Origin of the sequence: Sphingomonas sp. 179-A 2A2 NHS, from assembly GCF_045371305.1 — a bacterium.
In the GTDB taxonomy this organism is placed as follows: Bacteria; Pseudomonadota; Alphaproteobacteria; order Sphingomonadales; family Sphingomonadaceae; genus Sphingomonas.
In genome coordinates this window covers 113989-138492 of the sequence record NZ_JBIQDE010000005.1, presented here as the reverse complement: position 1 = coordinate 138492, position 24504 = coordinate 113989, and the positions used below count along the sequence as shown (strand labels likewise).

Annotated in this window: 25 protein-coding genes; 19 read left to right on the top strand and 6 right to left on the bottom strand. The window is 68.4% G+C overall.

The annotated features are described in order from the left end of the window. Positions 1-19: 19 nt before the first annotated feature. The 3 genes from ACH0AE_RS12610 to ACH0AE_RS12600 are packed head-to-tail and all read right to left on the bottom strand — an operon-like array spanning position 20 to position 3496. A complete protein-coding gene (locus tag ACH0AE_RS12610; RefSeq protein ID WP_406875779.1) occupies positions 20-874 on the bottom strand; it encodes an IclR family transcriptional regulator in 855 nt (284 codons plus the stop codon). After that, the gene (locus tag ACH0AE_RS12605; protein WP_406875778.1) at positions 871-1755 is read right to left on the bottom strand and encodes a 3-keto-5-aminohexanoate cleavage protein; all 885 of its coding nucleotides are present in this window, start codon (positions 1753-1755) and stop codon (positions 871-873) included. The genes ACH0AE_RS12610 and ACH0AE_RS12605 overlap by 4 nt, the downstream gene beginning before the upstream one ends. A gap of 1 nt (position 1756) precedes the next feature. Further along, positions 1757-3496 (bottom strand): amidohydrolase family protein, encoded by a 1740-nt coding sequence (locus ACH0AE_RS12600; RefSeq protein ID WP_406875777.1) that lies wholly within the window; start codon positions 3494-3496, stop codon positions 1757-1759. 114 nt (positions 3497-3610) lie between these two features. Between ACH0AE_RS12600 and ACH0AE_RS12595 the strand changes: the two genes are divergently transcribed. The 8 genes from ACH0AE_RS12595 to ACH0AE_RS12560 all read left to right on the top strand — a co-directional run bounded on the left by ACH0AE_RS12595 (position 3611) and on the right by ACH0AE_RS12560 (position 10783). After that, complete coding sequence (locus ACH0AE_RS12595; protein ID WP_294445152.1) at positions 3611-4309, top strand: nitroreductase family protein; 699 nt, start codon at positions 3611-3613, stop codon at positions 4307-4309. An 87-nt stretch (positions 4310-4396) separates the two neighbouring features. Then, complete coding sequence (locus ACH0AE_RS12590) at positions 4397-5296, top strand: heme o synthase (protein WP_294445151.1); 900 nt, start codon at positions 4397-4399, stop codon at positions 5294-5296. Then, positions 5293-5433, top strand: a complete 141-nt coding sequence (locus ACH0AE_RS12585) for a hypothetical protein (RefSeq protein WP_294445150.1) — start codon at positions 5293-5295, stop codon at positions 5431-5433. Before ACH0AE_RS12590 ends, ACH0AE_RS12585 begins: the two co-directional genes overlap by 4 nt. 2 nt (positions 5434-5435) lie before the next feature. Then, positions 5436-5978, top strand: coding sequence for a cytochrome c oxidase assembly protein (locus tag ACH0AE_RS12580; protein ID WP_294445156.1), 543 nt, complete (start codon positions 5436-5438; stop codon positions 5976-5978). Positions 5979-6012: 34 nt separating this feature from the next. Beyond that, positions 6013-6933: a cytochrome c oxidase subunit 3 gene (locus tag ACH0AE_RS12575; RefSeq protein WP_294445149.1), complete on the top strand. Its 921-nt coding sequence runs from the start codon at positions 6013-6015 to the stop codon at positions 6931-6933. Between the two features lie 102 nt (positions 6934-7035). After that, positions 7036-7656: an SURF1 family cytochrome oxidase biogenesis protein gene (locus ACH0AE_RS12570; protein WP_294445155.1), complete on the top strand. Its 621-nt coding sequence runs from the start codon at positions 7036-7038 to the stop codon at positions 7654-7656. A 68-nt stretch (positions 7657-7724) separates the two neighbouring features. Further along, positions 7725-9122, top strand: a complete 1398-nt coding sequence (gene thrC / locus ACH0AE_RS12565; RefSeq protein WP_406875776.1) for a threonine synthase — start codon at positions 7725-7727, stop codon at positions 9120-9122. Positions 9123-9256: 134 nt separating this feature from the next. Continuing rightward, positions 9257-10783 (top strand): peptide chain release factor 3, encoded by a 1527-nt coding sequence (locus ACH0AE_RS12560; protein ID WP_406875775.1) that lies wholly within the window; start codon positions 9257-9259, stop codon positions 10781-10783. Positions 10784-10982: 199 nt separating this feature from the next. Here ACH0AE_RS12560 and ACH0AE_RS12555 read toward each other — a convergent pair whose 3' ends face one another. Then, positions 10983-13328 carry a TonB-dependent receptor gene (locus ACH0AE_RS12555; RefSeq protein ID WP_294444498.1) on the bottom strand — a complete coding sequence of 782 codons (2346 nt, stop codon included), beginning with the start codon at positions 13326-13328 and terminating at the stop codon, positions 10983-10985. Between the two features lie 123 nt (positions 13329-13451). Here ACH0AE_RS12555 and ACH0AE_RS12550 point away from each other — a divergent pair, with 123 nt between their 5' ends. Genes ACH0AE_RS12550 through ACH0AE_RS12540 form a run of 3 tightly spaced genes read left to right on the top strand, consistent with a single transcriptional unit; the run spans position 13452 to position 15492 of the window. Next, on the top strand, positions 13452-14108 hold the full coding sequence (locus ACH0AE_RS12550) for a TetR/AcrR family transcriptional regulator (protein ID WP_294444497.1): 657 nt from the start codon (positions 13452-13454) through the stop codon (positions 14106-14108). A 26-nt stretch (positions 14109-14134) separates the two neighbouring features. Then, positions 14135-14314, top strand: a complete 180-nt coding sequence (locus tag ACH0AE_RS12545; RefSeq protein WP_294444496.1) for a hypothetical protein — start codon at positions 14135-14137, stop codon at positions 14312-14314. A 56-nt stretch (positions 14315-14370) separates the two neighbouring features. Then, positions 14371-15492 (top strand): NAD(P)/FAD-dependent oxidoreductase, encoded by a 1122-nt coding sequence (locus ACH0AE_RS12540; RefSeq protein ID WP_406875814.1) that lies wholly within the window; start codon positions 14371-14373, stop codon positions 15490-15492. Between the two features lie 21 nt (positions 15493-15513). Here ACH0AE_RS12540 and ACH0AE_RS12535 read toward each other — a convergent pair whose 3' ends face one another. Continuing rightward, positions 15514-16989, bottom strand: a complete 1476-nt coding sequence (locus ACH0AE_RS12535; protein ID WP_294444494.1) for a M23 family metallopeptidase — start codon at positions 16987-16989, stop codon at positions 15514-15516. 195 nt (positions 16990-17184) lie between these two features. Here ACH0AE_RS12535 and ACH0AE_RS12530 point away from each other — a divergent pair, with 195 nt between their 5' ends. The 7 genes from ACH0AE_RS12530 to ACH0AE_RS12500 all read left to right on the top strand — a co-directional run bounded on the left by ACH0AE_RS12530 (position 17185) and on the right by ACH0AE_RS12500 (position 23785). Next, on the top strand, positions 17185-19695 hold the full coding sequence (locus tag ACH0AE_RS12530) for a helicase-related protein (RefSeq protein WP_294444501.1): 2511 nt from the start codon (positions 17185-17187) through the stop codon (positions 19693-19695). A gap of 22 nt (positions 19696-19717) precedes the next feature. Further along, positions 19718-20047: an RNA-binding S4 domain-containing protein gene (locus ACH0AE_RS12525; protein WP_294444500.1), complete on the top strand. Its 330-nt coding sequence runs from the start codon at positions 19718-19720 to the stop codon at positions 20045-20047. 63 nt (positions 20048-20110) lie between these two features. Further along, positions 20111-20452 (top strand): ferredoxin FdxA, encoded by a 342-nt coding sequence (fdxA, locus tag ACH0AE_RS12520; protein WP_294444493.1) that lies wholly within the window; start codon positions 20111-20113, stop codon positions 20450-20452. 368 nt (positions 20453-20820) lie between these two features. Then, positions 20821-21354 (top strand): CarD family transcriptional regulator, encoded by a 534-nt coding sequence (locus ACH0AE_RS12515; RefSeq protein ID WP_294444492.1) that lies wholly within the window; start codon positions 20821-20823, stop codon positions 21352-21354. Positions 21355-21483: 129 nt separating this feature from the next. Then, complete coding sequence (locus ACH0AE_RS12510; protein ID WP_294444491.1) at positions 21484-22209, top strand: head GIN domain-containing protein; 726 nt, start codon at positions 21484-21486, stop codon at positions 22207-22209. 55 nt (positions 22210-22264) lie between these two features. Continuing rightward, entirely contained in the window at positions 22265-22996 is a 732-nt protein-coding gene (locus tag ACH0AE_RS12505) for a head GIN domain-containing protein (protein ID WP_294444490.1), read from the top strand. A gap of 72 nt (positions 22997-23068) precedes the next feature. Then, entirely contained in the window at positions 23069-23785 is a 717-nt protein-coding gene (locus tag ACH0AE_RS12500; RefSeq protein ID WP_406875774.1) for a GIN domain-containing protein, read from the top strand. Positions 23786-23832: 47 nt separating this feature from the next. Here ACH0AE_RS12500 and rpmG read toward each other — a convergent pair whose 3' ends face one another. Further along, on the bottom strand, positions 23833-24000 hold the full coding sequence (rpmG, locus tag ACH0AE_RS12495; RefSeq protein ID WP_017977469.1) for a 50S ribosomal protein L33: 168 nt from the start codon (positions 23998-24000) through the stop codon (positions 23833-23835). Positions 24001-24168: 168 nt separating this feature from the next. Between rpmG and ACH0AE_RS12490 the strand changes: the two genes are divergently transcribed. Next, positions 24169-24486, top strand: a complete 318-nt coding sequence (locus tag ACH0AE_RS12490; protein ID WP_294444488.1) for a hypothetical protein — start codon at positions 24169-24171, stop codon at positions 24484-24486. Positions 24487-24504: the final 18 nt, after the last annotated feature.

The window sequence follows — 24504 nt, the reverse complement described above, 5'->3', positions numbered from 1 at the left end:
TCTGTTCTGGTTCGGGTGATCATCGGCCGTCCGCGGCCGCGGCGACGGCGCGGAGGCGGTCGGCGATCACAGCGGCGTCGGGGTGCGGGCCGGCGTCGAACATCGCGGCGGCGAGGATGTGGCGCAGCGGGCCATCCGCCTCGACCGGCACCGCGACGCCGAGGATGCCCGCGTTGACATGGCCGCGATCGAGCCCGACGCCGGTCTGCGCGGTCTCGGCGACATCGGCGAGCCAGGCGGCATAATCGGGGGCGTTGGCCCAAGGCACGGCGTCAAAGCCGCGGCGCAACGCATCGGCATCGAAGCCGCCGCGCGCGGCGACCAGCCGGCCCATCGCGCCGAGCATCATCGGCAGGCGGCGGCCGATGGTGAAGGCGACGCGCATCGCCGCCGAACTGTCCGCGACATGGATCAGCTCCACCTCGTCGCCGACGCGGCGCCACAGGCCGATCGTGGCGTGAAGCTCCTGCGCGGCGGCGGCCATAGCGGCGGCGGCGCGACGCGCGGGATCGGCGTGATCGAGCAAGGGGGCGGCGAGATCGGCGAGGCCCTGCGCCAGCGTGTAGCGCTTCGTCTCACGATCGAAGGCGACGAGGCCCTCGTGATCGAGCGTGCGCAGGATGTTGAGCGCGGTGGAGGTGTTGAGCGATTCCTCGCGCACGATATCAGCGAGGCGAAGCGGCGTGCGGTGGCGGCCGAGGCAGCGCAGGATCGCGACCGCGGCGATGACCGCGCCGACCGGCTTGGCAAGCTCGCGCACGTTGGTGGACGCGTCGCCGGCCCCCCCGGCATGAGCGAAATCGAGGGGCGCGGCCGGGCCCGCGATGCCTCGATGGTGCTCGCCACGAAGGGGGAAGGGGGCTGCGCCGCTCATCGCGGGAGGTTCAGGATCTGCGCGGCCTGCTCCGGCGTCGCGATCGGGCGGCCGGCCTGTCTGGCGAGTTCGACCACCTCGGCGATCAGCTCCAGATTGCCGGGCTGTCGCTCGCCGCCGAAATCCTCCAGGCCGACGCGGACGTGGCCGCCGCGTTCGATCGCAAGTCTGGCGAGGCCGGTGTCCACGACGCAATCGCCGATCGCGGCGACCGCCCAAGGAAGTGGCGAGCCTTCGAGCATCTCGAGATAGGCATCCAGCGCTTTCTCAGTGGGCGGGAGGCCGAAGGTGATGTTGCTGCGCTTGCCGTCGAGAAAATTGTAGCGGCCGCCGAAATAGAGCTTCACGAAGGTACCGGCGGGGAGGCGGCCGGCCTGTTCATAGGCCAAAGTGGTGCGCAGCCAGCCGGGTTCGTAGATCGCGATCGCCGGGCCGAGCTTCTCCTGTTCGTGGAGGTCGGCGAGCCAGGCGATGTCGCGGTAGGTGGTGGCGTAGAGGATTGAGGCACCGGGCAGGCCATCGGGGCCGTGCGTGCCAAGGTTGACCGAGCCGGGGTCGAACGCGCCCATGCGGACGCCGGCACGGGCGAGGCCGCGGTAATGGCCGAAGCGTGCCTCCACATCGGGGCCGGTGGCCACGGTGCCCCAGAGGATCGCGTCGGGACGCGCCGCCAGCACCGGGGCATAGGCCTCCATATAGCGATCGACCGCGGCGTCGCCGGTCATATCCATCCGCTCGATATGCGTGTGGACGATCGCGGCGCCGGCCTCCATCGCGGCGAGCGCCTCGCTGGCGAGTTCCTGCGGGCTGACCGGCACGTTGGGATTGCGCGATTTCGGTGTCGCGCCGTTCAGCGCGGCCTCGATGATGAGCGGCGGCATGTCAGGCGGCGACCGCCGTTCTTACTGGGGCGGGCGCGGGCTGGCGTCCGCGGATCAGCTTGCCGGGAAGGGCGTCGGTGGGTTCGCCATCCCGGTAGATCACCTGGCCCGACTTGATCGTCGCGACATAGCCCTTCGCCTTTTGCATCAGGCGGCGGGCGCCGGTGGGCAGGTCGTAGATCATGTAGGGCTTGCCGAGTTCGAGCTGGTCGAAATCGATGACGTTGACGTCGGCGAGATAACCGGGGGCGAGCAGGCCGCGGTCCTCGAGCCCGACGGCGAGCGCGGTGTCGCGGGTCTGCTGCTTCACCGTATCGGCGAGGTCGAGCAGGGGGCCGCGCGTGCGATCGCGACACCAGTGGGTCAGCATGAAGGTCGGCAGGCTGACGTCGCAGATTGCGCCGACATGCGCGCCGCCATCCGACAGGCCCGACAGCGTGTTGGGATTGGTGATCATGGCGTGGACGTTGTTGAGATTGCCCTCGACGTAATTGTGCATCGGGAAGAAGAGGAAGGCGCGGCCCTCGTCCTCGAGCAAGGCATCATAGACCAGTTCGTCGGGATGGACGCCGAGCCGCTCGGCCTCCGCCGCGAGGCTGGTCGAGGGATCGGGCTCGTAATCAACGCGGTCGGTGATGCGGAACATCTTGTGCTGCGCGCCGGCGACCGAATTGACGAAGGGATGATCCTTCATCGGCGCCTCTGCGATCAGCCGCGCGCGGAATTCGGGATCGCGCATCCGGGCGACCTTTTGGTCGAGCGGCAGGTCGGCGATCTCGCGGTAGCTGGGCCGGCTGATGAAGGGGTGGACCGAGCCCTGCAGGCCCAGCATCAGGCCGACCGGGCGGCCGGCGATCTGCGCCTTCAAGGGATACCCCTCGGCGACGGCGGCATCGAGCCGCTGGGTCAGTTCGCGCCACTGGTTCGGGACCACATCGGCCTGCACCATCGAGAAGCTCAGGGGCTGACCGGCGATCTTGGTCAGGTCGCGGACGAGGCTGAACTCCTCATCCATTTCCTGGAAATCGGAGACCCATTGGAGGACGCCCGAGCCAGCGTCGGCGATGCCGCGGGCGATCGCCTCCATCTCCTCGCGCGCGGCGCGCACGGTGGGGGTGAGATCGCCGTCGGCGGTGCGGTGGACCATGGTGCGGGTGGTGGAAAAGCCGAGCGCGCCGGCGCGGATCGCCTCCGCGGTCAGGCGGCGCATTTCCTCATTTTCCTCTGGCGTTGCGGGATCGCGGTTCGCGCCGCGCTCGCCCATCACATAGACGCGCAGCGCGCCGTGCGGCACCTGCACCGCAACATCGATGTCGTGCGGCAGCCGGTCGACGGCGCCCATATATTCGCCGAAGCTTTCCCACTGCCACGACAGTCCTTCGTGAAGCGCGGCGCCGGGAATGTCCTCCACCCCCTCCATCAGCCGAATCAGCGTGTCGTGATCCTGCGGGCGGACGGGGGCGAAGCCGACGCCGCAATTGCCGACGACGACGGTGGTGGCGCCGAGCGTGGAGGAGGGATCCATGCGCGAGGCCCAGGTGATCTGGCCGTCATAATGAGTGTGGATATCGACCCAGCCGGGGGTGACGAGCTTGTCCGTAGCGTCGATCTCGTGGCGAGCCGGGCCGGTGACGGCTCCGACTGCAACGATGCGATCGCCAGTGATCGCGACATCGCCCTGATACGGCGCGCCGCCGGAGCCATCGACAATCGTGCCGCCGCGAATGACCAGGTCGTACATGACGCCCTCTCCTTTTGCTGTATTTGCCCGCGAAGGTGACTTCGCCGCGCGGATGAGGCAAGGATTATTCGCGTGGAAGAACAACATTCTCCATAGAGAACGAGAGGACGGCAAATGCAGGCGACCGCAGCGATCGAGCGAACCACCACTTCCGACAGCGAGACGCTGGAGCGGTTGCTGCGCGAGCGGCGCTCAGTGCGCGGGTTCAAGCCCGATCCGGTGCCGGCCGACCTGCTGGAACGGGTGATGGAGATGGCGCAGCTCGCCCCGTCCAACTGCAACGTCCAGCCATGGACCGCGCACGTCGTGTCGGGCACGGCGGCGGAGCGGATGCGCACGGTGCTGCACGATGCGGCGAAGAGCGGCGCCAGGATCACGCCCGATTTCCCGCTGACCGGCGCCTATCCCGGCCATTATCGCGGGCGGCAGATCGATGCGGCCAAGGCGCTGTTCGCGGCGACCAACGTGGCGCGCGAGGATGTGGCGGCACGGACCGAATCGTTCCTTCGCAACTTCCGCTTCTTCGATGCGCCGCACGCCATGTTCCTGTTCATCCCGGCGTGGGCCGGGATGCGCGAGGCGGCGGACTGCGGCATGTATGCCCAGTCGTTCATGCTGGCGCTGACCGCGAACGGCCTTGCCTCGTGCGCGCAAGGGGCGCTGAGCCACCATGCCGAGATCGTCCATCGCGAGCTGGGCGTGGGCGACGACCAGAAGCTCCTATTCGGCATCGCCTTTGGCTATGAGGATCCGGCGCATCCGGCGAACAGCGCGCGCACCGTGCGCGACAAGGACCATGTGCTGCACGGCTGAGCCATTTTTCCGCAGAAGTGCGCGAGGTGAGGGGGCGCGGCGCGCCCTTTCCCCGCGCGCACGATGCGGGTATGGCCCGCGCATCCGATGACTCCTGCAACGCCCCTTCTGCCGCCTGCCGACTGGCGGGATTTCCTCGCGCTGACGAAGCCGCGCGTGCTGACCCTGGTCGTCTTCACCGGGCTGTGCGGGATGCTCGCGGCCCCCGTCGGCATCCACCCGGTGCTGGGCTTCACGGCGATATTGTGCATCACGCTGGGCGCCGGCGCTGCGGGTGCGCTCAACCAATGGTATGAGGCGGACATCGATGCGGTGATGAAGCGCACCGCCAACCGGCCGCTGCCCGCGGGGCGGATGGATCGGCAGGCGGCGCTTCACTTCGGTGTCGGTCTGGGAGCCTTTTCCGTCATCCTGATGGGCCTGGCGTTGAACGTGACGGCGGCGGCGATCCTTGCCGTCTCGATCCTGTTCTATGTGCTGATCTACACCGTCTGGCTGAAGCGCCGCACGCCGCAGAACATCGTCATCGGCGGCGCCGCCGGCGCCTTCCCGCCGCTGATCGGCTGGGCCGCGGCGACGGGCGAGATCGCGCTGCTGCCGGTGCTCCTGTTCCTCTTCGTCTTCCTGTGGACGCCGCCGCATTTCTGGGCGCTCGCGCTGTTCGTGAAGACCGATTACGCCAATGCCGGCGTGCCGATGCTGCCCGTGGTGGCGGGCGAGAAGACCACCCGGCACCAGATCGGCCTGTACACCATCCCGATGGCGCTGGCCGCGGTGGCGCCCTGGCCGCTGGGCCTGGTGGGGCCGGTCTATGGCCTCGTTTCCGTGGCGATGACCGGCTGGTTCGCGCTGCTGGCGGCGCGGGTCGCTTATCGCACCACCGGCGCGGATGACGCGATGCTGCCGGAAAAGGCGCTGTTCAAATATTCCATCCTGTATCTTTTCGTAATGTTCGGCGCGCTGGTCGTCGATCGGTGGGTAGCATGAAGAACGATGACGAGGATCTGATCCGGCGCCGGCAGAAGAGCCGTGCGATCGTGATGGCGCTGCTGCTGGGGGCGTTCGTGATCCTGGTGTTCCTGATCTCGCTGGTGAAGATCCGCGAGGGGATGCCCAACCCGTGACGATGGCTGTTTCGCGCAAGGGCCGCACCGCAGCGCTGGCGGTGCTCGGCGTTCTCCTGATGACCGGCCTCGCCTTCGCCAGCGTGCCGCTGTACCGCCTGTTCTGCCAGGTGACCGGCCTGAACGGCACCACGCAGCGCGCCGAGGATGCGCCCGGCGCCATCGTCGGCCAGATGGTGAAGGTGGATTTCGACGCCAACACCGGCAAGGGCCTGCCGTGGCGCTTCGCCCCCGAACAGCCTAACCAGCGGGTGACGATCGGCGCGCGCAACATGGCCTTCTTCACCGCGACGAACCGCGCCGCGGTGCCGGTGACAGGGACGGCGACGTTCAACGTGACGCCGGATCAGGCGGGCAAGTATTTCACCAAGATCGAGTGTTTCTGCTTCACCGAGCAGACGCTGCAACCCGGTGAATCGATGCGCATGCCGGTGATCTACTTCGTGGATCCGAAGATCCGCGACGATCCCGACGCACGCGATATCGACACGATCACGCTCAGCTACACGTTTTACCCGGTGGATTCCGGCAAAAGCCCAAGCTAAGCGGACGCAAACGCGTACCAACGGGGATAGCCAGATGGCAGGCGCCAAGAACCACCAATACCATATCCTTCCGCCCGATATCTGGCCGATGGCCAGCTCCTTCTCGGCCCTGGCAATGGCGGCGGGCGCCATCATGTGGATGCACGGCGGCCATGTCGGCAAGCCGAACGGCGGCGGCATCCTGTTCTTTGCCGGCCTCGCCGCGGTGCTGCTGTGCATGTTCAGCTGGTGGCGCAACGTGATCCGCGAAGGCCGCGCGGGCGACCACACCCCGGTGGTTCAGCTGCACTTCCGCTACGGCATGATCCTCTTCATCGCCTCGGAAGTGATGTTCTTCGTCGGCTGGTTCTGGGCCTATTTCGATTTCGCGCTGTTCCCCGATGCGATCGCCTTCGTCGATGGCGCGGTGGAGCGGGCGAGCGACACCGTGGCGATCGCCGCGCAATGGCCGCCCAAAGGCCTGGAAGTGATCAACGCGTTCGAGCTGCCGCTGCTCAACACGCTGATCCTGCTGTGCTCGGGCACCACCATCACCTGGGCGCACCATGCGCTGATCCATAACCAGCGTGGCGGCGAGAAGCGCGGCCTGTGGGGCATGATTGGCGTGGGCGACCGCGACGGCGTGCTGAAGGGCCTGTGGCTGACGATCGTGCTCGGCCTGATCTTCAGCGCGGTGCAGGCATATGAGTACATGCACGCGCCGTTCCCCTTCAAGGGCAACACCTACGGCGCGTCGTTCTTCATGGCGACGGGCTTCCACGGCTTCCACGTGATCGTCGGCACGATCTTCCTGATCGTCTGCCTGATCCGTGCCTATAAGGGTGACTTCACGCCCAAGGCGCACTTCGGCTTCGAAGCGGCAGCCTGGTACTGGCACTTCGTCGACGTGGTGTGGCTGTTCCTGTTCGTCTCGATCTACGTGTGGGGCGGCTGGGGCGCGCCGGTCCACGGCTGATCGCCTGACGCTGCTGCCAGCAGCGACGGATAAAGCGGGCGCGGCTCCTCGTGAGTCGCGCCCGTTCGCTTTTGTGGGAAGAATGACGTGCGTGATCCAGCCATGAGGCGCGTGCCGATCCTGCCGACGATCCTTGTCGCCCTGGCGGTCGCGATGATGATCGGGCTCGGGCTGTGGCAGCTGCTGATCCGGCTGCCGCAGAAGGAAGCGCAGCTGGCGCAGCTGGCGGCGAACCCGTCCCGCCCGCCGATCGCCTTCCCGATGACGCCGGACGACAGCCTGCTGTTCCGGCGCAGCACGCTCGATTGCGGCAAGGTGACCGCGATCACCCGCGCGGGCGCCGGCGCGGCCGGTTACCGGCTGATCGCGCAATGCCTCACGCCAAACGGCGTCGCGAAGGTGCAGCTTGGCACCACGCATGATCCGGTGAAGGAAGTTTCCTGGGTGGGCGGGCCGGTGAGCGGCTGGATCAGCCACGCGCCCGATGCGACGCCGCTCGGCGCGCAGCTGTTCAAGCCGGCACCGCGCGAACTGCTGCTGGTGGCGGATCGCCCCGCGGATGGGCTGGCCGCCAATAGCCGCCCAAACGTCAGCCTCGTGCCGAACAATCACCTGGCTTATGCCGGTCAGTGGTTCTTCTTCGCGGCGGTGGCGGCGGTGATCTACGTCCTGGCGCTCCGCCGGAGGGGCCGGCCGGCCGGGCCTCCACGCCGGGAGCGATAGCAGGGCTATCGCCGCGCCACGCAGAGCGTTGTTGTCTCGCGCCAGCCGCGCGGGTAACCGGCGGGCCCATGCGCTATATCAGCACCCGTGGGGCGGCCCCGACGCTCGATTTCCGTGGCGCGACGCTGGCCGGGCTGGCGTCGGACGGTGGCCTGTACGTGCCGGAACAATGGCCGACGATGTCGAGGGACGAGATCGCGGCGCTCGCCGGCCTCTCCTATGTCGACACCGCGGCGGCGGTGATGGCGCCGTTCATCGGCGACAGCCTGACCCGGGAGGAGCTTCGCGCCCTGTGCGAGCAGGCCTATGGCCGCTTCGCCCATGCCGCGGTGACGCCGCTGAAGCAGCTGGATCACGACCAGTGGCTGCTGGAGCTGTTTCACGGCCCGACGCTGGCGTTCAAGGACGTGGCGCTGCAGCTGCTGGGCCTGTTGTTCGAACGGTTCCTGACCGGGGACACTGAAGGGCCGCTGACGATCGTCGGCGCGACGAGCGGCGACACCGGATCGGCGGCGATCGACGCGGTGGCCGGGCGCGCGGGGATCGACATCTTCATGCTGCACCCGGCAGGCCGGGTGAGCGAGGTGCAGCGCCGACAGATGACGACGGTGCTGGCGCCCAACGTCCACAATATCGCGATCCGCGGCGATTTCGACACGGCGCAGGCGCTGGTGAAGGCGATGTTCAACTCGGCCGATTTCGCCGGCCGCTTCCGCCTGGGCGCGGTGAATTCGATCAACTGGGCGCGGCTGATGGCCCAGGTGGTCTATTATTTCTATTCGGCCGTGCGGCTTGGCGCGCCAGAGCGCGCGGTGGCGTTCAGCGTACCGACCGGAAACTTCGGTGACGTGTTCGCCGGTTACGTCGCCGCGCGCATGGGCCTGCCGGTCGCGAAGCTGGTGGTCGCCACCAACGTCAACGACATCCTGCACCGTGCGCTGTCTGCGGGCGATTACTCCACCGGCACGGTGATGCCGACGGCGACGCCGTCGATGGACATCCAGGTGTCCTCGAACTTCGAGCGGCTGCTGTTCGACCTTGGCGGGCGCGATGGCGCGGCGCTGGCGACGCAGATGGCCGGGTTCGAAGCAAACAAGGCGATGCGGCTGACCAATGCACAGCATGGCGGGGCCGCGGCGCTGTTCACCAGCGCCAGCATCGACGCCGACGGCATGGCACTTGCCATGCGCTGGGCGCAGGAGCGGGCGAACGAGGTGATCGACCCGCATACCGCGATCGCGCTTGCCGCCGCGCAGCGCGCGTCGGTCGACGCGCCGATGGTGACGCTGGCGACGGCGCATCCGGCGAAGTTCCCCGAAGCCGTGGAGCGGGCGACCGGCACCAGCGCGATACTGCCGCCGCGCATGGGCGACCTGTTCGAGCGCGAGGAGCGGTTCGACACACTGGACGCTACCTTTGCGGCGGTGAGTGACTATATCGCGGAGCGCGCGACCCCACGGGGGTAGCGCGAAACCTTTCCCGTTCGTCCCGAGCTTGTCGAAGGGCGTGTCAGCCACGGCGCCGATTGGGGCACGTGATACGACAGGCTCAGCGCGAATGGGGCGGTCTGGTCGCGCTTCTTACGTCTCAGGATTATTTCATGCCATCGCCCCGCCGTACCTTCGCGATCATCTCGCACCCTGACGCCGGCAAGACCACGCTGACGGAAAAGCTGCTGTATGTCGGCGGCGCGATTCATCTTGCTGGCGAAGTGAAGGCGCGCGGGCAGAACCGGCGCGCGCGATCGGACTGGATGAAGATCGAGCAGCAGCGCGGCATTTCAGTCACGTCGAGCGTGATGACGTTCGAGAAGGACGGCGTGTTCTTCAACCTGCTCGACACGCCGGGCCACGAGGATTTCAGCGAGGACACCTATCGTACGCTGACCGCGGTCGATTCGGCGGTGATGGTGATCGACGCCGCGCGCGGCATCGAGGCGCAGACGCGCAAGCTGTTCGAGGTGTGCCGGCTGCGCAACGTGCCGATCATCACCTTCGTCAACAAGGTGGACCGCGAGGGGCGAAGCGCGTTCGAGTTGCTGGACGAGATCGCCGACGTGCTGGCGCTGGACGTCTGCCCGATGAGCTGGCCGGTCGGCATGGGTGGCACGTTCGAGGGCGTACTCGACCTCAAGACCAATCGCATCAGCCGCCCCGACGGGGACAGCCGAAGCTTCCAAGGGCGCGTGGAGGCCGATCCCGTGCTGCCCGAGGCAGTGGCGGAGGAAGTGGAGCTTGCGCAGGCCGGCTATGCCGCGTTCGACGCCGAAGCCTATCGCGCGGGCGATCTGACGCCGGTCTATTTCGGATCGGCGCTGAAGGATTTCGGCCCGGCCGAGCTGATCGCGGCGCTGGCGGACTTCGCGCCGCCGCCGCGCCCGCAGCCCGCCGAGCCCGCGGCAGTAGATCCGCAAGAGAAGGACGTCACCGGCTTCGTCTTCAAGGTGCAGGCCAACATGGACCCGCAGCACCGCGACCGGATCGCGTTCATGCGGCTGTGCTCGGGCACGTTCAAGCGCGGCATGAAGCTGACGCCGACGGGCCATGGCAAGCCGATCGCGGTCCACTCGCCGATCCTGTTCTTCGCGCAGGACCGCGAAATCGCCGACGAGGCCTTTCCGGGCGACATCATCGGCATCCCGAACCACGGGACGCTGCGCGTGGGCGACACGCTGAGCGAGAAGCCGGGCGTACGGATCACCGGGCTGCCCAATTTCGCGCCGGAGATCCTGCGCCGCGTGGCGCTGAAGGACCCGACCAAGACCAAGCAGCTGCGCAAGGCGCTGGATGATCTGAGCGAAGAGGGCGTGATCCAAGTGTTCTATCCGGAGATCGGATCGAACTGGATCATCGGCGTCGTCGGCCAGCTGCAGCTCGACGTGCTGCTGTCGCGGCTGGAGGCGGAGTACAAGGTTGCCGCCGGGCTGGAGGCCTCCCCATACGATACGGCGCGCTGGATTTCGGCGGAGGACCCGGCCGCGCTTAAGGACTTCATGGATCTGAACCGCGGCGCACTGGCCAAGGATCGTGACGGTAACCCGGTGTTCCTGGCCAAGAGCGCCTGGGAAGTGGGGTACATCGCGGAGCGCTATTCCAAGGTGAAGTTCGCGGCGACGCGCGAGCGGTAAGGCTCCCCTCCCGGCCGGTTCAAACAAAAACCGCCGCCTCGGAGCGTGTCCGGGGCGGCGGTTTGCTGTTCAGTGATCTCTTCTGCTGGCCGCGACGACGGCTAAGCCGTCGTCGGTCGATCGGCGTTGCCGTCGCCGGCCGTGACGGCCGATGCCTGCCCGTGCAGGCACCGCCGCCGCGCGACCGCGCCTTCGGCCGTCAGAACCGGAAGCCGGCGGTCAGGCTCCAGGTGCGCGGATCGCCGTAATAGACGGTCTGGATGTTGCCGACGCTGGAGAATTCCTGGCCGTCCGTCTTGTACAGTTCCTTGGTCAGGTTCTTCACGCCGCCGCGGACATAGTAGCGGCCACCCGGCGCGTCATACTGAACGAAGGCGTTCAGCAGCATGTAGCCGTCCTCGTACAGGCCCGGACGGTTGTCGACCGACAGGAACTGCTTGTCGACGAAGCGCGCGTCGCCGCCAAACGTCACGCTGCCCGCGTCACCCAGCGGCACGGTATAGTCGGTTGCGAGACTGAAGGTGATCGGCGGCGCGAAGGCTGGCTTGCAGACGATCGCCTGGCCGGTGGGATTGCACGAGAAGCTGGCGGCGGGCGCCCGGCGCGCATCGTCGAACTCGAGATACTTGGCGTTGAGATAGCCGAAGCTCGAACGGATCGCCCATTGCTGCACCGGGCGCACCGCCAGCTCGCCCTCGAGGCCCCAGATGCGCAGCTTACCGGCGTTCAACACCGGCAGTGCGCCGCCGCTGGTGCCGGTGTTGTTGCCCGCGCCGACACGCGCCTGGAAGTTCTTATAGTCTGAATAGAAGGCGGCGCCCGACAGGCTGACGCGGCCGCCGAGGAAGGTACCCTTCGCGCCCGTTTCGTACGTCCAGACCGTTTCCGGCTTGAAGAACGGACGCAGTACCACCTGGCCGTCGACCACCTCGGTGACGTCGAGCAGCGAGTTCACGCGGCCGTTGAAGCCGCCCGATTTGAAGCCCCGCGAAGCCGAGGCATAGAGCATCGTATCGCGCGACGGCTTGAACGAGAGTGTCGCGGACGGCGTCCAGGCGTCGAACGTCACCTTGTTGGTGCCGTTGTACGGCGCCGGCAGATCATCTGGGAAGGAGAAGGTGATGCCGTTTAGCGCCGGCAGCGTCGAGACGGTGCGGGTGAAGCGATCATAACGCTTCGTCTCGCGGGTGTAGCGCAGGCCGCCGGTCAGCGAGAGGCGATCCGTCAGGTCATAGGTCAGCTGGCCGTAGGCGGCGTAGCTGTCGAGCCGCTGATCGTCGTCGATGAAGCGGGTGAAGGTGAACTGCGTCGCGGGCGTCAGCTCGAACAGGTCACCGGCGTAGGCCTCCTGATGCGAGCTCACGTCCTCGCGCAGGTAATAGAGGCCGAAGACGCCGTTCAGGCGGTCGCCCGCGTATTTCAGCTGCAGTTCCTGGCTGAACTGCTGCTGGCGAACGCCGACGAAGACGTCGCCGAGCTCGAACTCGGTCGCGTCGATATCGATGAATGCGTCCGAATCGAGATCGCGGAACGCGCTGATCGAGGTGAGCGTGAAGCCGCCGCCGAGGTTGAGGTTCGCGGTCAGCGAGACGCCGGCATGGTCGAGATCCTGGCCCTGGCCGGGGGCAAGCGAGCTGCGCGCCTCGTAGCGGAAGCGGCGGCCGAGCGGATATGCGGGCGCGAGGACGCGCGTGCCGGTGGTGAAGCTGGTCGCGATCAGCGGCGCAGTCGCCTGGCCGAGCGTCGGCGCGGTGCGGATGCGGGTATAGTCGCCCGCCAGGCTGAAATCGAGATCGTCGGTCGCCTGGAAGCGCAGGATCGCGCGGCCGGCGAGCGTGTCGCGATCGTTGAACTTGCGGCCCGTGACCGGATCGGTGACGAGCCCGTCGCGCTTGTCATAGACGCCGGCCACGCTGAGCGCGACGCGATCGGTGACGATCGGCGCGGACACATAGCCGTTGACGAGCCACTGATCGTAGCTGCCGTAGGTGACGCTGCCGCTGGCGCGGAAATCGTTCAGATCCGGCTTGCGGCTGACGATGTTGACCGCGCCGCCGATGGTGTTCTTGCCGTAGAGCGTGCCCTGCGGGCCGCGCAGCACTTCCATCCGCTCGACGTCGAACAGGTTGAACAAGGCGCCCTGGATGCGGCTGATGTAGACGCCGTCGACATAGATGCCGACCGCGGGATCGAACGTCTGCAGCGCGTCGGGCTGGCCGATGCCGCGGATGAAGATGTTCGCGTTGGTGGAGGTGCCGCGGCCCTGGACGAGGTTCACGTTCGGCACCGCGCCCTGGATGCCGGAGATGTCGAGCGCCTGGCTCTTGGCGAGCTGGTCGGCGGAGAGCGCGGTGACGGCGATCGGCACGTCCACGAGGCGTTCCTCGCGGCGACGGGCGACGACGACGATCTCGTCGCCCATGTCATCGGAGATGACTTCCGGCGCCGCGGGCGCGGGTTCGGCAGTCTGGGCATAGGCGGGTGCCGCGGCGAGAAGGCTCGAGGCGAGCAACAGGCGGCGGAAGGCGGACGAGCGCAACGTCATGGGATATCCCCCCCAAGATGAAATCGGCGCCGTCGCGGCGCCGCCCGGTCTAGGCCGGGTTGTGAAACGATGCCGAGCGCAATAATGAAAGTTGAACCAGGTTTCAACTTGGAAAGGGAGGGCATGGCAGACGGGGCAGGCGTAGACGAGGCAGCCGGGGACGGGACGGCGGCGGAAACGCCGGCGGGCGCAGGCACCGTCAAGACGCCGCGCACCGCCCGAGGCCGCAAGACGCAGCGCGCCATCCTGGATGCCGCGATGGGCGAATTCGGGGAACGCGGCTTTCACGAGGCGTCGATCAGCGCGATCACGCGCCGCGCTGGCGTCGCACTGGGCAGCTTCTACACCTATTTCGACAGCAAGGACGCGGTGTTCCGCGCGCTGGTGCGGGACCTGTCGGATCAGGTACGCGATCATGTAAGCCCCGCGATCCGCGCCGCGCCGGACCAGATCGCGGCGGAGCGGGCAGGACTCGTCAGCTTCCTGGAGTTCGTGCGTGGGCACAAGGCGATATACCGCGTGATCGACGAGGCGGAGTTCGTCGATCCCGACAGTTTTCGCCGGCATTATGCCTCCACCGCCGAGCGCATCGCCGAGCGGTTGAAGGCGGCCGCGGCGCGGGGCGAACTGCGCGACGACGTCGGCGAAGTCCATGCCTGGGCGATCATGGGCATGAACGTGTTCCTGGGGCTGCGTTACGGCGTGTGGGACGAGGATCCCGCCATCGCCGACATCGGCGACACGATTGCGGGGATGCTGGCGCGCGGCCTCTCGCGATAAGCGCGCGGAACGACTACATCACCGAAATGGCCGAACGCTTTGAACGACACCGCCAACCGTGGCGCACGGATGAGATCCAGAAGCTGCACACGCTCGCGAAGAAGGGCATGGCGCTGAAGGCGATCGCCAAGGCGCTGACCCGAAGCGAGGAATCGGTGAAGGAGCAGGCGAAGCGCGACGGGCTGTCGATCGCCAAGCTGCACTGACGCCGGTGCCCCAAGACTATGACGTGATCGTGCTGGGTGCCGGCGCGGCGGGGCTGATGTGCGCCGCGACCGCCGGGCAGCGCGGGCGGCGGGTGCTGGTACTCGATCATGCTGAGAAACCAGGGAAAAAGATCCTGATTTCCGGCGGCGGGCGGTGCAATTTCACCAACATCGGTGCGGCGCCGGACCGGTTCCTGTCGAGCAACCCGCATTTCGCGCGATCGGCGCTGGCCCGCTACACCGCCGCGGATTTCCTTGCGCTGGTAAACAGTTACGGCATCGCCTGGCACGAGAAGACGCTTGGACAATTGTTCTGCGACGGCTCCGCGCGGCAGATCGTGGCGATGCTGCTGGAGGAGGGCGCGAAGGGCGCCGTCGAGGTGCGATGCGGCGGAAATATCCGCGCAGTCACGCACAATGATGGCGCGTTTTCGGTCGATCTTGGCGGAAAAACGGTGACGGCTGGTGCGCTGGTGATCGCGACTGGCGGGCCATCGATCCCCAAAATGGGTGCGACGGGCGTTGCGTACGACCTGGCGCGACAATTCGGGCTGAAGGTGGTGGAGCCGCGTCCGGCGCTGGTGCCACTGACGCTGGGCGGCGAGGATCCGTTCCGCGCGCTGGCAGGCGTTGCGACCGAGGTGGTGGCCAAGGCCGGCAAGGCGGCGTTCCGCGAGGCGATGCTGTTCACCCACCGCGGGCTTTCCGGCCCGGCGATCCTGCAGGTGTCATCCTATTGGCGACATGGCGAGCCGATCATCGTCGACCTGCTGCCCGACCGCACTGAAGGCTGGCTGCGCGATGCGAAGCGGGCGACGCCGCGGGCGAGCGTTGCCAAGCTGCTGGCGGGCGCGCTGCCGCAGCGGCTGGCCGAGGTGCTGGTGCGCGAGCTGGGGCTTGTCGGCGAACTGGCGAACGTCCCCGACGCGAAGCTGGCGACGGCGGAGCGGATGCTGGCGGGCTGGCGGTTCGAGCCCAATGGCAGCGAGGGCTTCGCCAAGGCGGAAGTGACGGTGGGCGGCGTGTCGACCGCGGAGCTGTCTTCGCAGACGATGGAAGCGAAGAAGGTGCCGGGCCTGTACGTGATCGGCGAAGCGGTGGACGTGACCGGCTGGCTTGGCGGCTATAACTTCCAATGGGCGTGGTCGAGCGGCTGGGCGGCCGGGACGGCAGCCTGAAAGCCCCGGACCGCGGCCGGATCAGCTGGCGGTCGGCACCGCCATCAGGTTCGCGACCTTGGCCTTGAAGGCGCGCAGCTTCGGGCCCGAGAGCGTGGCCACGCTGGAGAGCGAGATCGAGCGCGGATTGACGTTCGTGCCGTTCTTCCAGACCTCCCAATGGAGGTGCGGGCCGGTCGACAGCCCGGTCGAGCCGACATAGCCGATCACCTGGCCGCGCGAGACGCGCTGCCCGGAGGAGACGGCGAAGCGGCTCATGTGGCCGTAGCCGCTCGAGATGCCGCTGCCGTGATCGAGCTTGATGAAATTGCCGTAGCCGCGGTTGCGACCGGCCATCACCACGCGGCCGTCGATCGGCGCATAGATGGGCGTGCCGTGCGGCGCGGCGAGATCGAGGCCCTTGTGCATGCGCAGGAAGCCGAGCAGCGGATGGCGGCGCATGCCGAAGGTGGAGGAGACGCGGCCCGACACCGGCATGCCCATGAAGCCCTGACGCTTCGCCTGGCCATTGGCATCCCAGAACTGGCCGCCGTTGCCGTCGCCTTCTTCCCAGCGGACGAGGCGAAGCTTCTTCGATCCCTGATCGAGCCCGGCGAACTGCAACTGGCCCACCTGCACCTCGCCGGTGGCGGCGCGGGCATGATCGGCGATGATGTCGAACCGGTCATCGGCCCGGATCGCGCCGATCGAGGTGCGGGTGGCGATCGCCTTGATATAGGCCTCGACCAGCTTGGCCGGGGCGCCGGCGGCGCGCGCGGAATGATAGAGGCTGGAGCCGACGCGGCCCTGGATGCGCAACGGCGTGCGATCGATGGCGATCGGATGGCGTTCGAGCGAGAGCCCGTCTTCGGTGCGATGCAGCGACAGGTTGAGATCGAAGCGGGCGCGGAAGGCGAGCTTTTCGAGCGGGCGCGCGGTGCGGCGATCATGGCGGCGCCCGAGCGTCAGATCCAGCATCGTGCCGGGCTTCAGATCATTGAGCGACACTTCGCCGGCGACGAGATCGGCGACGCGCGCGGCATCGGCGCGGCTGACGCCGGCACGCTGCAGCGCCCCGCCGAACGTGTCGCCGTTGCCGATCGACGCGGTAAGCTCGATGATCGGGCGTTCGGGCGTTTCGGCGAGCGGGCGGACGAGATCGTTGGCCGCCATGCGCCGGCCGGTGGAGGCGCCGAGGCCGAGCGGCGCGATCGACAGCGTATGCGCTTCCTCGCGCTCCGCACCGGTCATGCTGGTGGCGACGAAACCGGGAACCGGGCGAATGCCGGGCGCCGTCAGCACCGCCGCGGCGATGAGGCCGGTGCAGGTGGCAAGGCCACGCCACCACGTGCCGCTGCCGATGCGGGCGCCAAGATCGGGCACCCAATCCACCTGGTGAAGGGCCGCCCGGAGCCGCTCGCCCAGCGGCAGTTCGCGCACCGGCGCGACCGCGCGGCCGAAGCTGCGGCTACCGGCGGCGCCGGCGAGTTCCAGTCCTGGCTGCTCGCGCAGAAACACGGCGGGTGATGCGCCCCCAAACGCCAAACACGTCGCCGATCCACCCCCGGCGCGGGTCGAAGCGTTGTGGGGGCAAGGTACTAAAGTCAAATTAACCCGCCGCGCCAATGACTCGCCTTGCGCCGAAGCGTTTGCCGGATGCGGCGAAACGGAACGGTTGATTCGCAACGCGTTGGCCACGATGTTCACGGCACCATGCCCGCCCATGATCATCCCCGCGTGACCGCGGTTCTGGGGCCGACCAACACCGGCAAGACTCACCTGGCGGTGGAGCGGATGGCGGCGCATTCCAGCGGCATGATCGGATTCCCGCTGCGCCTGCTGGCGCGCGAAGTGTACGACCGCGTGGTGGCGATGAAGGGCCCCGAGCGGGTGGCGCTGATCACCGGCGAGGAGCGGATCGTGCCCAAGGACGCGCGCTGGTTCCTGTGCACGGCCGAATCGATGCCGCTGGGTGGAGGTGCTTTTGCCGGCGCCGCATCCGACGTGCCGCGCGACGTCGCCTTCGTGGCGCTGGACGAGGCGCAGCTGGGCGCGGACGCGGAGCGCGGGCACGTCTTCACCGACCGGCTGCTGCATGCGCGTGGCCGCGAGGAGACGATGATCCTGGGCTCCGCAGCGCTGAAGCCGGTGGTGAAGTCGCTGGTGCCGGGCGTCGAGATCATCGAGCGGCCGCGCTTTTCCGACCTCTCCTACGCGGGCGCGAAGAAGATCAGCCGGCTGCCGCGGCGATCCGCGATCGTCGCCTTCAGCGCCGAGGAAGTCTATGCCGTGGCCGAGATGCTTCGCCGGCTTCGCGGCGGCGCGGCGGTGGTGATGGGGGCGCTCTCCCCGCGCACGCGCAACGCGCAGGTGGCGATGTTCCAGGCGGGCGAGGTGGACTACCTCGTCGCGACCGACGCAATCGGCATGGGCCTCAACATGGACGTGGCGCATGTCGCCTTCGCCGGGCTGCACAAGTTCGACGGGCGGCGCCGGCGGCGGCTGACCGTTTCCGAGATGGCGCAGATCGCCGGGCGCGCCGGGCGGCACCAGCGCGACGGGACGTTCGGCGCGGTGGCCGAAGAGGGGCCGGACGCGTTCCTGCCGGAGGAAGTGCTGGCGATCGAGGGACATCGCTTCCCCACGCTCGACACGCTCTTCTGGCGCGATGGCGACCCGGACCTGTCGAGCATCGATGCGCTGCTGGCCTCGCTTTCCGCGCCGCCGCAGCACGAGACGCTGCGCGCGGCGCCGGAATCGGTCGACCTCGCCGTGCTGCGCCGGCTGGCGGAGGACCCCGCGGTCCGGGCGCGGGCGCGCGGCCAGGTGGACCGGCTGTGGGCGGCGTGCGGCATCCCCGATTTCCAGAAGCTGGGCGTCGAGCCGCATGCGCGCTTCGTCAGCCGCGTCTTCGGGCATCTCGCCGAGGGCTATCTGCCGCACCAATGGTTCGCCGACGAAGTGACTCGGCTGGACCGGGTGGACGGCGACGTGGAGACGATCGCAGGGCGCGTCGCGGCGGTGCGCACCTGGGCCTATATCGCGCAGCGCAAGAACTGGCTGGCGGATCCTGCCCACTGGGCGGCGCGCACGCTGGCGGTGGAGGAGCGATTGTCCGACGCGCTGCACACCAGCCTGACGCAGCGCTTCGTCGACAAGCGCACCAGCGTGCTGATGAAGCAGATCGGCGCGGGCGCCGGCGCGCTGCCGGTGGAGATCGGGCCGCAAGGCGAAGTGACGATCGACACGCATGCGATCGGGCGGCTCGACGGCTTCCGCTTCGTCGTGGCGCCGGAGGCGCGGGCAGCGGACAAGCGCCTGCTGCTGGCGACGGCGGAGAAGCAATTGGTGCGCGAGCGGCGCACGCGCGGCGAGGCGCTGGTGGCGGCGCAGGACAAGGCGCTGACGCTGGGCGCGGACGGCGCGATCGTCTGGGCCGGGCACGAGGTGGCGCGGCTGGGGCGCGGGCGATCGCTGGGGCGGCCGGCGGTGGTGCTCGATCCGGCGCTCGACTGCCTCGACCCGGCACTTCGCCGCGCCGTCAGCGAGCGCGTGCAACGCTGGGTGGACGGCGCGGTGGCGCGGCACGTGCCGGTGATTGCCGCGCTGGCGGCGCTGGCGCGCGATCCGGGGGCGACGTCGCCGCTGCGCAGCGTGGCGGCGGCGCTGGAGGCGGGCGGCGGGATGACCCCGCGGCTGCCGGCGCGCGCCGCGGTGGAGGCGCTGACGCCGGAGGATCGCGGCCGGCTGCGCCGTGCTGGCGTGACGATCGGCGCGCTCGACCTGTTCGATCCGCGATTGCTGAAGGCGAAGGCGCGACCGTGGCGCGAGGCGTTGCTGGCGGCGGCGGGCGCCGCGGTGCCGGTGGCCGCGCCCGACGGCGCGGCGGTGCTGGCGCGCGGCGCGCCGGGAGCGACGCTCGCCGCGGGCTATCGCCCGCTCGGCGCGCAGGCGGTGCGCGTCGACCTGGTCGAGCGAATCGCGCGGGCGGCGCACGACGCGCGGCCCAAGAAGGGCGGCGGGCGCGGCGCCTTCCAGCCCGATCCGGCGCTGGCTACATCAATGGGTCTGGACGCATCGACGGTGGCGCGGCTGATGGCGGAGCTTGGCTTCCGGCCGCTGCCCGAGGGGCGCTGGGCCTGGCGCGGGCGGCCGCCGGCCAAGCCCGTGGCGCCGCGACCCGACAATGCCTTTGCCGCGCTGGCGGCGCTCGGCCGTGGCTGAGGCGCGCGACGCCGGGCCGACGATGCGGCTCGATCGCTTTTTATGGTTCACGCGCCTCGCCAAGACGCGCGACGCGGCGCAGATCATGGCCACCGAGGGGCGGCTGCGGATCGACGGGCGCGTGATCGACCGCGCCCATGCTGCGGTGCGAATCGGCAACATCCTGACCTTCTTCAAGGCCGGCAACGTGCGCGTGGTGCGGGTGGAGATCCTGCCCGTGCGCCGCGGCCCCGCGCCCGAGGCGCAGCGCTGCTATCGCGAGCTGGAGGCGGGCGCCGGGCAGGGCCTAGGGCCGGGCGCAGATGGCGTCAGGAGTAGCGCGAACGTCTCGCAGGAAGGCGAGGGCAATTGACGATGGCCGGCGTGAGGCATAGCAGCGCCTTCACGTCGCCGATCGAGGGGAGTTGAACCGGCCATGACTTATGTCGTCACCGACGCCTGCATCCGCTGCAAGTACATGGATTGCGTCGAAGTGTGCCCGGTGGATTGCTTCTACGAGGGCGAGAACATGCTCGTCATCAACCCCAGCGAGTGCATCGACTGCGGCGTGTGCGAGCCGGAATGCCCGGCCGAAGCGATTCTGCCCGACACCGAGAGCGGGCTGGAGCAGTGGCTGGAGCTCAACGCCACCTATTCGGGCCAGTGGCCGAACGTGACGCGCAAGGGGGAACAGACCCCGGCCGACGCGGACGAGCACAAGGGCGAAGAGGGCAAGTTCGACAAATATTTCTCGGCCGAGCCCGGCGCGGGCGACTGATTCTCCGCACCACAGGTCGCCGACGGCCGCCGCGTCTTGGCGCGGCGGGCGATGGCGTATGGCCGCGTCGTACCGGTTCGGCGGCGGGGCTGCGCGCGACTCAGACCTATTACGTATTGCCCGTGCGCCCCGCGGGCCCGCTGCGGGACGGATTCAGGGCCATAAACCCGTAAAAACGCCAGTCATGCTGACACTTCGCGGCTGGTAATAATGTTGCAATGGTGCTATATACGTCCGCGACGGGCGTATCGATCTGAGCGCCTGCTGGAGAAGCTCAACCCTTCACGTACCATCCGCCGGAACGAGCGGGCATCTAGGCCCGTCGCTGGTGACGGATGACGTGATCAACCCCGAAGGGTCCGGTTCCTATGGCTGCCAAGCTGCTGCACTTCGATGTCGGTGATTATGTCGTTTATCCCAAGCATGGCGTGGGACGCGTCGTCGAGCTGCAGAAACAGGAAATCGCCGGCATGCAGCTGGAGCTGTATGTGCTCCGCTTCGAAAAGGAGAAGATGACGCTCCGCGTGCCGACCAACAAGGCCGAGAGCGTGGGCATGCGCAAGCTGTCCAGCGACAAGACCATGCGCGAAGCGATGGAAACGCTGAAGGGCAAGCCCAAGGTGAAGCGCACCATGTGGTCGCGCCGCGCGCAGGAATATGAAGCGAAGATCAACTCGGGCGACCTGGTGTCGATCGCCGAGGTGGTGCGCGACCTGTTCCGCGCCGAGGACCAGCCCGAGCAGAGCTATTCCGAGCGGCAGATCTTCGAGGGCGCGTGCAGCCGCCTCGCCCGCGAGCTTGCCGCGATGGAGCAGATCGACGAGCCGGCCGCGCAGGAGAAGATCCTCGACATCCTCCGCAAGGCCGCGGCGATCTACAACAAGGACAAGGTGCCGGCGTAACGCCTGCTGCTTGACCAAGCGACGAGGCGGCCTCCCGATCGGAGGCCGCCTTTTCTTTTGCCCGAGACGTGCCGTTTACATCTGTAATTGAAGGTGTATCATGCGGCAAACACACCAAGGGAGATGGTGATGCGCGCGACGGCCCTGATGCTTCTGTTTCTCGCTTCTGCAAGTCCGGCCCTTGCCGCCGAGGCGCGGGAGATCGCCGGCCAGCGGCAGGGGGACGCGATCGTCTATGACGCGCAAGGCTTCGACCGCGTCGGGCTGGCGACGCCGGCGACGGTGGAGGTGCGCGTCGGCCCGGCGTGGTCGGTGCGGGCGACCGGGCCGGCGGAGGCGCTGGCGAACCTCAAGATCGAGCGGGAGGGGGAATCGCTGCGCATCCGGCCGCGCGACGAGTGGAAGAAGGCGCAGGGCGACATCAACCGCCGCGTGCGCGTGCTGATCACGCTGCCGCGCCTTACCGGCGCCTCCGTGGCGGGATCGGGGCAGATGATGGTCGACCAGGTGAGCGGCGGCGAACTGCGCGGGGCAGTGAGCGGATCGGGATCGATCGCGTTCGGGCGCGTGGCCGTGGACGCGCTGGCAGTGTCGATCGCCGGATCGGGGACGGTCACCGCAGCGGGCACGGCGGGCAGGTTGCGCGTGCACGAGAGTGGATCGGCTACGTTCCGCGGCCCGGGCCTGCGCGCATCGGAAGCGTCGGTGGCGGTAGCGGGATCGGGCAGCGTCCGGGCAATCGTTTCCGGGCCGGCCGCGGTGTCACTGGTTGGCAGCGGCAGCGTCGACCTGGGGCCGCAGGCGCAATGCACGGTAAAGCGCGTCGGTAGCGGCCGGGTATCCTGCCGCGCCTGACGGGTTGCGAAGTTGAAACCTGTGTATTATAGAAATAATACACAGGAGGACCCATATGCGCTTACTTGCTCTCGCCATGCTGATCCCGCTCGCTGCCTGTGGCAGTGGCTCGGACGATGGGGCGCCGGGCGTGCAGGGGACGGGTAGCGGGCCGACGCGTACGTTCGCGGTGGCGGACTTCTCCTCGATCGAACAGCGCGGGGCGGACGATGTGGCAGTGAGCGTCGGTACCGGCTTCTCGGTGCGCGTGGAGGGCGCCCCCGAAGTGGTGGAGAAGGTGCGCATCCAGCGCGTCGGCGAGGCGCTGCGCGTCGATCGCGCGAAGACGATGGGAGTCGCCTGGAACGGCAAGGGCAGCGCCAAGGTGTTTGTCACCATGCCGCGGATCACCGGCGCGAGCCTTGCGGGATCGGGCGACATGACGATCGACCGGGTGGAGGGCACCGGCTTCGAGGGCAACATCGCGGGATCGGGCACGCTGACGCTCGGTGCGGTGGCGGTAGACACGATGGACGTGTCGATCGCGGGCGCGGGCAGCGCCAAGATGCGCGGCGAGGCGCGCACGCTGAAAGTGTCGATCGCAGGATCGGGCGACGTCGAGGCAGGCGAGCTCACCGCGCAGGAAGCATCGGTGAAGATCGCCGGCGCCGGCGACGTGAAGGCAGCGGTGAACGGGCCGGCGGACGTTTCGATCATGGGCGCCGGCGACGTCGACCTTGGTGACAAGGCGCGTTGCCGCGTGAGCAAGATGGGCGCTGGCGACGTGCGCTGCGGCACCGTCGAATAGCATCGCAAGCGGCGGCGGAGCGCAGGCAGGCCTTGCGCCGCCTGGCGGGTTGATGCGACGCGGGGGGCGATGATGCTTCGCCTCTCGCCGCTTGGCCTTTCCGCCGCCCTCGCCACAGCTGTAGCTGCGACACCGGCCGTTGCCGCCGAGCGCGTGTTCCAGGTCGGCAGCTATGAACGGGTGCGGGTGGACGGGCCGTTCGAGGTTCGGATCGTCACCGGCGGTTCGCCCAACGCCAAGGCCTCCGGCGACCGGCAGCTGATTGAACGGCTGGTGATCGCCGTGAACGGCCCGACGCTGACGGTGCGGCTGGGCAATGGCGGCTGGGGCGAGACGCCGGCCGGGCGGGTGACGCAGCCGCCGGTGATCACCCTGTCCACGCCGCGGCTGACGACGCTGGCGATCAGCGCCGGCGCGAAGGTGAGCGCGACGCGCATGACGGCGCAGCGGATCGACGTGTCGGTGGTGGGGTCGGCGACGCTGGCGGTGGACCGGGTGGATACCGATCAGCTGACCGCCTCGCTGACCGGATCGGGCGGCATGACGCTGGCGGGCCGCGCGAATCGCGCGGCGCTCGTCACCGACGGGCCGGGAACGCTCGATGCATCAGGACTGACGGTGAACGACCTGATCGTGCAGCTGGCCGGTGCCGGCGAAACCACGGCGGCCGCACGCTACACGGCCCAGATCACCTCCACCGGCCTTGGCCGCGTGACGGTGCTGGGCAATGCGAAATGCGTCGTGAAAGCGGTCGCCGGCGGACCGGTGATCTGTGGCAGGCCGCGATAAGGCGCGCCGCCACCGAGGCCGTGGCCCCGCGGCGGCAGCGCAGCGCCTTACTTGATCTTGGCTTCCTTGAACTCGACATGCTTGCGCACGACGGGATCGTACTTGCTGAAGCTCAGCTTTTCGGTCTTCGTGCGCGGGTTCTTCTTCGTGACGTAGAAGAAGCCGGTGTCAGCCGTGCTCACGAGCTTGATCTTGACGGTGGTCGGCTTTGCCATGACCCGCGAATCCTGTTCTTTGAAAACAACAAAAAGAGCGGCGAGCGTGGGCGCGCCGCTTCCAACGCTGGGCGAATGAGCGATCGGGCCCGCGAAGTCAAGTGAAACGGCCGTTAACACGACTTACACATGGGCGCGCTACGCTGCGTTCGTGAGGGGAGAGCGGTGATGAACGACGGCATCCAGGACTCGAGGCAGGACACCAGAGCCGAGCTGATGCGGCGGATCGGCGCGATCGAGTGGCGCGCCGGGGCCGCCGTGATCGCCGGCGAGCTCAACATGATTCGCCGAACCGCCGATCGCGCGCAGATGTTGCCGGCGGTGACGGTGGCGCAGATGCTGGAGCATGCCCTCGCGCGCGGCGAGCGCGGCCCGCTGATCCATGGCTGGCTGGGGATGCTGCGCGAGGCGGTGGGCAGCGAGCGGCAGGATGCGGCAGCCTCCGCCGCCTTTGCCGCGGCCTGCCAGGTCCGCTTCGCCGCCTGAGCCGCTGATGTGAACCAC